Consider the following 7,604-nt stretch of genomic DNA (forward strand, 5'->3'; position numbering starts at 1 on the left):
GCCGACGTGCGGCGCGGGGCGGACGGCGCCCGGGCCGCGTACGCGGACCTGGCGGGCTTCCTGCGCGAGGAGCTGCTGCCGGCGGCGCGGGAGCGCGACGCGTGCGGTCGCGACCGCTACGCCCTCGCGTCGCGCGGGTTCCTGGGCGCCGAGGTCGACCTCGACGAGACCTATGCCTGGGGCCTGGAGGAGCTCGACCGGATGGTGCGCGAGCAGGAGGCCGTCGCCCGCGAGGTGCTGCCGGGTGCCACGGTCGCGGAGGCGGTGGCGCACCTCGAGTCGTCGCCGGAGCACCGGCTGGTCGGCACCGACGCCCTGCAGGCGTGGATGCAGGAGACGAGCGACCGCGCCGTCGAGGAGCTCGGCCGCACCCACTTCGACGTCCCCGAGGTCATGCGCACCCTCGAGTGCCGCATCGCCCCCACGCAGGAGGGCGGGATCTACTACACGCCGCCGAGCGACGACTTCGCCCGGCCGGGTCGGATGTGGTGGAGCGTGCCGGAGGGCGTGACCGAGTTCGACACGTGGCGCGAGCTGACGACCGTCTACCACGAGGGCGTCCCGGGCCACCACCTCCAGTGCGGGTACGCGGCCTGGAACGCGGCCGAGCTGAACGCGTGGCGCCGTGGCGCGCTGTGGACATCGGGCCACGGGGAGGGCTGGGCGCTGTACGCGGAGCGTCTGATGGCCGACCTCGGCTACCTCGACGCGCCCGCCGACCGGCTCGGCATGCTCGACGGCCAGCGGATGCGCGCGGCCCGCGTGGTGCTCGACCTCGGCGTCCACCTGGAGCTGCCCCGTCCGGACGGCCAGGGCCCCTGGTCGGCCGAGTACGCCTTCGACTTCATGGCGCAGCACGTGAACATGAACGAGCCGTTCGTCCGCTTCGAGGTCAACCGCTACCTCGGCTGGCCCGGCCAGGCCCCGAGCTACAAGGTCGGGCAGCGGATCTGGGAGCAGGTGCGCGACGCCTGGGTCGCGACCCACGGCCCCGACCTGCGCACCTTCCACCGCCGGGCCCTCAGCCTCGGCTCCGTCGGCCTCGACACCCTCCGGTCCGCGCTGGCCTGAGCTGCCACCACGCCCCCGCGACCTCCCCGCGTTTTGCGGAGTTGACGACGAAAGCTCGTCCCTTTTTCGTCATCATCTCCACGAAACACGAGGACGGGGACGGCTAGGCCGGCGTCGCGGCGCCGGGGGGCGCGTCGTCGTCCTCGTCGTCGGGCTGGGGGAGGTGGAGGGCGCGCTCGAGGACGAGCGCGGCGACGAGGAGCAGCAGGCCCGCGACGGCGGCCGCGGCGCCCTGGAGGACGCGGTCCTGCCCGAACATCGTGTCCCAGTCACGGACGAACGAGAGCGCGACGCCACCGTAGGCGCCCAGCGACAGCCCACCGACGATGCAGCAGGCCTTCGCGAGGGCCAGCAGGGTCATGGCGTGCTGCGACGTCATGCGCTCCTTGCGCCGGTGCAGGCTCTGCCAGGTGCTCCACGCGATCAGCGCGACGATGACGGCGAGGCCGAGGAGCAGCAGCGTGACGAGCCAGCCCGGGCGAGGCGGCGAGGCACCGAGACGCACCGACACCGGCCTGATGGCCGAGCCCACCAGGAGCCCGAGGGCCACGAGGGCAGCGACGTGGACGGCGGTCGTCCGTCCCTCGGTCATCACAGAAGGATCTCGAGGTCCTCTCGCCGGACGACGCCGGTCGTGTCGACGTCGCCGACGAGGTCGGCCACGAAGCCCTGTCCCGGGATCTCGCCCTCGGGGTCGATCTCGAGCCACGGCAGCAGCACGAACGCGCGCTCGTGCGCGCGCGGGTGCGGGAGGGTGAGGGTCTCGTCGTCGGCGACCCGGTCGCCGACGACCACGAGGTCGACGTCGAGGGTGCGCGGGGCGCCCGGCTCGGACCGCTCGCGGCCGAAGGCGTCCTCGATCGCGTGCGCGCGGTCCAGCAGCGTGTGCACCGTGAGGGTCGTGTCGATGAGGACGACCGCGTTGAGGAACGGTCCGGACCCCTCAGGGGCGCCGACGGGCTGCGTCTCGTAGACGGAGGAGACGGAGACGACCTGCACCTCGGGCGTGTCCTCGAGCGCGGAGACGGCGCCCTGCAGCCGGTTCAGACGATCCCCGAGGTTGGAGCCGATCGAGATGACGGCCTGGCGGATGGGACGCATCCCGCCCGTCATGGTGTCGGCGTCCAGCACGTAGGGCGTGGGCGATTCGGTCACTGGTGGCTCCGCTCTATCGTCACGCTGACGTCGGAGAACGTCACCGCGATGGGCGCTTGGGGCTTGTGCACGGTCACGCTCGCCCACTCGACGGACGGGCGTGCCAGACACCAGTCCACCATACGGAGCGCAAGCGTCTCAATCAGGTCCACCGGCTCCCCCGTGAGCACCGCGAGCACGTGGTCGGCGACGTCGGCGTAGCTGACGGTGGCCGTCAGGTCGTCGCTGCGACCCGCCGCGCCGAGGTCGAGGCCCAGGCTCACGTCGACGACGAAGGTCTGGCCGAACGCGCGCTCGTGCTCGAGCACGCCGTGGTGCCCGAACGCGGTCACGCCGGTCAGGTCGATGCGGTCGAGTCCCTCCGGACAGGTCATCGGGTGCCTCCTCAGGCCGGGTCGGTCATCCCGGGCTCCTGCGGGGCCTCGGGGTCGATGTCGAGCACGGGCGACGCGTGCCGCGACCAGAACCGCCAGTCGCCGCCGGAGCGGACGAGCACGGACGTGCAGACGGCCTTGCCGCCCGCGAACTGCTCGGGCGACTCGGTGCCCTCGCCCGACAGGATGTTCTCGGTGCAGGTGACGACGGCGAGGTCGGCGTTCGGGCCGAGCGGCCACGCGACCTGGACGTCGGTCAGGAAGAACTGGATGTACTCGACGTTGGCCATCAGGAGCGTCCACGACCTCAGCACCGTCTCGGTGCCCTCGAGCGCCTCGGCGCCGGGGTGCACGCAGGTGACGCTGGGCGAGTCGACCCAGAGCGACGCCATCAGGTCGACGTCGCCGGACTCGATCGCGTCGTAGAACGCGCGGTGCCGCACGAGCACCTCACTCGCCATGGTCGGCCCCGTCCTGCTCCTGGGCGACGCGGGCGACGACGCGCACGGCGTCGACCGAGGCGGCGACCTCGTGGACGCGCACCGCCCACGCGCCGTGCAGGGCGGCGAGGGTGGTCAGCGCGAGGGTGGCGGACTCGCGGCCCTCGGTGGGACGCAGCGTCCCGTCGGGGTCGGCCAGCAGCTCGCCGAGGAAGCGCTTGCGGCTCGCGGCCACGAGCACCGGGTGCCCCAGCCCGACGAACGCGGCGAGGTCGCCGAGCACCGTCCAGTTCTGGGCGCCGGTCTTGGAGAAGCCCAGCCCCGGGTCGACGACGATCCGCTCCGCGTCGACCCCGGCGGCGAGGGCGTCGTCGATCCGGTCGCGCAGCTCGTGCAGCACGTCGGCGACGACGTCGTCGTAGTGCGTGAGGTCCTGCATCCGGTCGGAGTGCCCGCGCCAGTGCATGAGCACGAGGGGCGCGTCGCGCTCGGCCACCAGGGGGACCATGGCGGGGTCGGCACGACCGCCCGAGACGTCGTTGACCAGGGTCGCTCCGGCGTCGAGCGCGGCCTCGGCCACCGCCGCCCGCATCGTGTCCACGGACACGGCGTGCCCCTCCTCGGCGAGGGCACGCACGACCGGGACGACGCGGCGCAGCTCCTCGTCGAGGTCGACGCGCACCGCGCCGGGCCGGGTGGACTCCCCGCCCACGTCGACGACGTCGGCGCCCGCCGCGACCAGCTCGCGGCCGTGCTGCACGGCGCGGGCGGGGTCGAACCAGCGTCCGCCGTCGGAGAAGGAGTCGGGCGTGACGTTGACGACGCCCATGACCCTGCAGCGCCCGATCGGCTCCAGCACGGCGGGGCCGTCCAGGGTTCGGCCGTGCGGGCTCGGGGGCGTCATGGGACGGGCTCCGTCACCGGCGCGTCCCCGCGGTGATCAGGCCCATCGCCTCGGCGCGGGTGGCGGGGTCGCGCAGCTGGCCGCGGACGGCGCTCGTGACCGTGCGCGCCCCGCCCTTGCGGACGCCGCGCATGGCCATGCAGAGGTGCTCGGCCTCGATGACGACGATGACGCCGCGCGGCTCGAGCACGTCGGTGAGCGCGTCGGCGATCTGCGTGGTGAGCCGCTCCTGCACCTGCGGGCGACGGGCGAAGACGTCGACGAGGCGCGCCAGCTTGGACAGCCCGGTCACGAAGCCGTCCGCCCGCGGGATGTAGCCGACGTGGGCGACGCCGGTGAACGGCACGAGGTGGTGCTCGCACATCGACCAGAGCTCGATGTCCTTCACGAGCACCAGCTCGTCGTGACCGACGTCGAACGTGGCGGTCAGCACCTCGCGCGGGTCCTGGTCGAGGCCGGCGAGGAGCTCGTTGTAGGACCGGGCGACCCGGGCCGGCGTCTCCTTGAGCCCGTCGCGGTCGGGGTCCTCGCCCACCGCGAGGAGCAGCTCGCGCACCGCTGCCTCGGCCCGCGCCAGATCCACCGTCATGCCAGTTCTCCTGTCGAGGTACCGCGGCCCGGCCGCGCCGGTGCGGTGGGCGCCCGGTGCGCCCGCCCGTCGATCATGCCGTCGCGCCGGTCGGGACGCACGCTCAGGCGGTGCCCGGGCCGACCGGCCCCTGCGGGCCGGGATCGGTGGGCTGGGCCGGGTCGGCCGGCGGGGGCGCGTCGGGGCCGGAGTCGGGCCCGACGACGATGCCGGTGTCGGGCTCGGCGTCCTTGAGACGCGTGGCCTCGGGCGCCTCCACCGGCGGCCGGTCCGAGGGCTGACGGGTGTCGGAGCCCGTCCAGGCCGGACGCACCTCGCGACGGCGCAGCGGCTCGAAGATCCGGGCGACCTCAGCCTTGTCGAGCGTCTCCTTCTCCATCAGCTCGAGCACGAGGGCGTCGAGGACGTCGCGGTTGTCCTCGAGGATGTCGAAGGCCTCCTGGTGCGCGTGCGCGATGAGGGAGCTGACCTCCTCGTCGACGATCGCGGCGACCCGCTCGGAGTAGTCCCGCGAGTGGCCCATGCCCATGCCGCCGCCGAGGAACGGCTGGCTGTTGTCGCTGCCGAGCTTGATCGCGCCGACGCGCTCGCTCATGCCGTACTGCGTCACCATCGCGCGGGCCAGGCCCGTGGCCTTCTCGATGTCGTTGCCGGCACCGGTGGTCGGGTTGTGGAAGACCAGCTCCTCGGCCGCGCGACCGCCGAGCATGTAGGCCAGCTTGTCCTGCAGCTCGGCACGCGTCTGGCTGTACTTGTCCTCGTCGGGCAGCACCATCGTGTAGCCGAGGGCCCGGCCGCGCGGGAGGATCGTGATCTTGTGCACCGGGTCGCTCTGCGGGAGCGCCGCGGCCACGAGCGCGTGGCCGCCCTCGTGGTAGGCCGTGACGAGCCGCTCGTGCTCGTTCATGAGGCGCGTGCGCTTCTGCGGGCCGGCCATGACGCGGTCGATCGCCTCGTCGAGCGCGGCGTCGGTGATGACCTTCTGGTTGCTGCGGGCCGTGAGCAGCGCGGCCTCGTTGAGCACGTTCGCGAGGTCGGCGCCGCTGAAGCCGGGGGTCCGGCGTGCGACGCTGGACAGGTCGACGCCGGGGCCGATCGGCTTGCCGCGCGCGTGGACCTTGAGGATCGTCTCGCGACCCTTGAGGTCGGGCGCCTCGACGCCGATCTGCCGGTCGAAGCGACCGGGACGCAGCAGCGCGGGGTCGAGCACGTCGGGACGGTTCGTCGCGGCGATGAGGATGACGCCGCCGCGCACGTCGAAGCCGTCCATCTCGACGAGGAGCTGGTTGAGGGTCTGCTCGCGCTCGTCGTGGCCGCCGCCCATGCCGGTGCCGCGGTGGCGTCCGACGGCGTCGATCTCGTCGATGAAGACGATCGCGGGCGCGTTCTCCTTGGCCTGCTCGAAGAGGTCGCGGACGCGGCTGGCGCCGACACCGACGAACATCTCGACGAAGTCGGAGCCGGAGATCGAGTAGAACGGCACGCCGGCCTCGCCGGCCACCGCGCGCGCGAGCAGCGTCTTGCCGGTGCCGGGCGGGCCGTAGAGCAGCACGCCCTTGGGGATCTTGGCGCCGACCGCCTGGAACTTGGCGGGCTCCTGCAGGAACTCCTTGATCTCGCCGAGCTCCTCGATGGCCTCGTCGCAGCCGGCGACGTCGGCGAACGTGGTCTGCGGGGTGTCCTTCGTGATCAGCTTGGCGCGCGACTTGGCGAACTTCATGACGCCACCGCCGCCGCCCTGGAAGCGGGACATGAAGAACAGGAAGATGCCGACGAGCAGCAGGATCGGCAGGATCGAGCTGGCCAGGTAGGTCAGGAAGCCGGTCGTCGGGACCTTGACGTCGAAGGTCTTGAGCTTCTTGGCCGCGACCTGCGCCTCGGCCTTCTCGATGAGGCGCTCGCCCTGGCCGTCGAGGAACTTGGCGCGCACCTTGGTGCCGTCGTCGAGCGTGGCCTGGATGTCCTGGTCGCCCTGGACGAACGTGACCTCGCTGATCCGGCCGTCGTCGAGGTAGCCGACCATCGAGGCCGTGCGGACCTCCTTGTAGCCGTCGGCACGACCGGACAGCTGGAGGGTGACGACGACGAGGACGAGGATGAGGACGATCCACACCCAGGGACCGCGGAACAGGCGCTTGGCGTTCATGGCACGGCCCGCAGACGGGCCACTCCTCCTCGTGTGCTCGGTCGGCGGACTCCCCCGCCGACACAGGGAACCGTACACGCCGGGGGGAATCCCGACCCGCCGATCTCCCACTCCTGCAACGTCGTGGACACCCCCGACGTTCCCGCGGTACGTCCGCCGCTCCGCGCAGCGCGCCCGCTGGTCAGGAGTAGACGTGCGGGGCGAGCGTGCCGATGCTGCGCAGGTTGCGGTAGCGCTCGGCGTAGTCGAGGCCGTAGCCCACGACGAAGGCGTTGGGGATGTCGAAGCCGACGTACTTGACGTCGACCTCCATCTGCAGGGCGTCGGGCTTGCGCAGGAGGGTCGCGATCTCCACCGACGCCGGGCCCCGCGAGCGCAGGTTGGTGACGAGCCACGACAGGGTCAGGCCGGTGTCGATGATGTCCTCGACGATGAGGACGTGGCGACCGGAGATGTCGGCGTCGAGGTCCTTGAGGATGCGCACGACCCCCGACGACGTGGTGCCGGACCCGTAGGAGGAGACCGCCATCCAGTCCATCTCCACGTGCCGGTCGAAGCTGCGGGCGAGGTCGGCCATCACCATGACCGCGCCCTTGAGCACGCCGACCAGGAGCAGGTCGCGGCCCTCGTAGTCGGCCTCGACCTCCCGGGCGATCTCCTGGAGACGCCCGATGATCTGGTCCTCGGTGAACAGGGTCTGGTCGAGGTCGAGGTCGGACTCGACGTGCTGGAGGTCCACGACGCCAGCCTGCCACAGGAGCGGCCACCGAGGGGCCCAGCCCCCTCCCCCGTCCTGCCGTGGAGCGGCCGCGCGGACCTGCCCGTCAGGGCCCGTGCAGGCGCCCGTCGGCGCGGCGGACCGCGACGTGACCGGGCAGCTCGACGCGGTCCTGCCCGCGCCAGTCGGTGACGAGCCGGTCGAGGG

The 7,604-nt window shown here is 72.6% G+C and carries 9 protein-coding genes; 1 reads left to right on the plus strand and 8 read right to left on the minus strand.

The annotated features are described in order from the left end of the window. On the plus strand, nt 1-1,071 hold a 1,071-nt coding region (locus tag NH339_RS16390), incomplete at its 5' end, for a DUF885 domain-containing protein (protein ID WP_253027093.1). A 103-nt stretch (nt 1,072-1,174) separates the two neighbouring features. On the opposite strand, the gene NH339_RS16395 is transcribed toward NH339_RS16390, so the two are convergent. The 8 genes from NH339_RS16395 to hpt all read right to left on the minus strand — a co-directional run bounded on the left by NH339_RS16395 (nt 1,175) and on the right by hpt (nt 7,418). Beyond that, entirely contained in the window at nt 1,175-1,663 is a 489-nt protein-coding gene (locus NH339_RS16395) for a DUF3180 family protein (RefSeq protein WP_253027094.1), read from the minus strand. Then, the gene (gene folK / locus NH339_RS16400) at nt 1,663-2,226 is read right to left on the minus strand and encodes a 2-amino-4-hydroxy-6-hydroxymethyldihydropteridine diphosphokinase (protein ID WP_067854409.1); all 564 of its coding nucleotides are present in this window, start codon (nt 2,224-2,226) and stop codon (nt 1,663-1,665) included. The genes NH339_RS16395 and folK overlap by 1 nt, the downstream gene beginning before the upstream one ends. Next, nucleotides 2,223-2,600, minus strand: a complete 378-nt coding sequence (gene folB, locus NH339_RS16405; RefSeq protein WP_253027095.1) for a dihydroneopterin aldolase — start codon at nt 2,598-2,600, stop codon at nt 2,223-2,225. The genes folK and folB overlap by 4 nt, the downstream gene beginning before the upstream one ends. A gap of 11 nt (nt 2,601-2,611) precedes the next feature. After that, nucleotides 2,612-3,061, minus strand: coding sequence for a nuclear transport factor 2 family protein (locus tag NH339_RS16410; RefSeq protein ID WP_253027096.1), 450 nt, complete (start codon nt 3,059-3,061; stop codon nt 2,612-2,614). Further along, on the minus strand, nt 3,051-3,944 hold the full coding sequence (gene folP, locus NH339_RS16415) for a dihydropteroate synthase (protein WP_374208342.1): 894 nt from the start codon (nt 3,942-3,944) through the stop codon (nt 3,051-3,053). The genes NH339_RS16410 and folP overlap by 11 nt, the downstream gene beginning before the upstream one ends. A 13-nt stretch (nt 3,945-3,957) precedes the next feature. Next, on the minus strand, nt 3,958-4,533 hold the full coding sequence (gene folE, locus NH339_RS16420; RefSeq protein ID WP_067854402.1) for a GTP cyclohydrolase I FolE: 576 nt from the start codon (nt 4,531-4,533) through the stop codon (nt 3,958-3,960). A gap of 103 nt (nt 4,534-4,636) precedes the next feature. After that, nucleotides 4,637-6,679 carry an ATP-dependent zinc metalloprotease FtsH gene (gene ftsH, locus NH339_RS16425; protein ID WP_253027097.1) on the minus strand — a complete coding sequence of 681 codons (2,043 nt, stop codon included), beginning with the start codon at nt 6,677-6,679 and terminating at the stop codon, nt 4,637-4,639. A 181-nt stretch (nt 6,680-6,860) separates the two neighbouring features. Then, nucleotides 6,861-7,418 carry a hypoxanthine phosphoribosyltransferase gene (hpt, locus tag NH339_RS16430; RefSeq protein WP_253027098.1) on the minus strand — a complete coding sequence of 186 codons (558 nt, stop codon included), beginning with the start codon at nt 7,416-7,418 and terminating at the stop codon, nt 6,861-6,863. Between the last annotated feature and the right edge of the window lie 186 nt (nt 7,419-7,604).

Origin of the sequence: Aeromicrobium sp. CnD17-E, assembly GCF_024124745.1 — a bacterium.
In the GTDB taxonomy this organism is placed as follows: Bacteria; Actinomycetota; Actinomycetes; order Propionibacteriales; family Nocardioidaceae; genus Aeromicrobium.

Bases quoted from the DNA above. Each gene is read 5' to 3' on its own strand.
- NH339_RS16410 (WP_253027096.1), bottom strand. From the start codon at position 3,061: ATGGCGAGTGAGGTGCTCGTGCGGCACCGCGCGTTCTACGACGCGATC.
- folE (WP_067854402.1), bottom strand. From the start codon at position 4,533: ATGACGGTGGATCTGGCGCGGGCCGAGGCAGCGGTGCGCGAGCTGCTC.
- folP (WP_374208342.1), bottom strand. From the start codon at position 3,944: ATGACGCCCCCGAGCCCGCACGGCCGAACCCTGGACGGCCCCGCCGTG.
- ftsH (WP_253027097.1), bottom strand. From the start codon at position 6,679: ATGAACGCCAAGCGCCTGTTCCGCGGTCCCTGGGTGTGGATCGTCCTC.
- NH339_RS16395 (WP_253027094.1), bottom strand. From the start codon at position 1,663: ATGACCGAGGGACGGACGACCGCCGTCCACGTCGCTGCCCTCGTGGCC.
- folB (WP_253027095.1), bottom strand. From the start codon at position 2,600: ATGACCTGTCCGGAGGGACTCGACCGCATCGACCTGACCGGCGTGACC.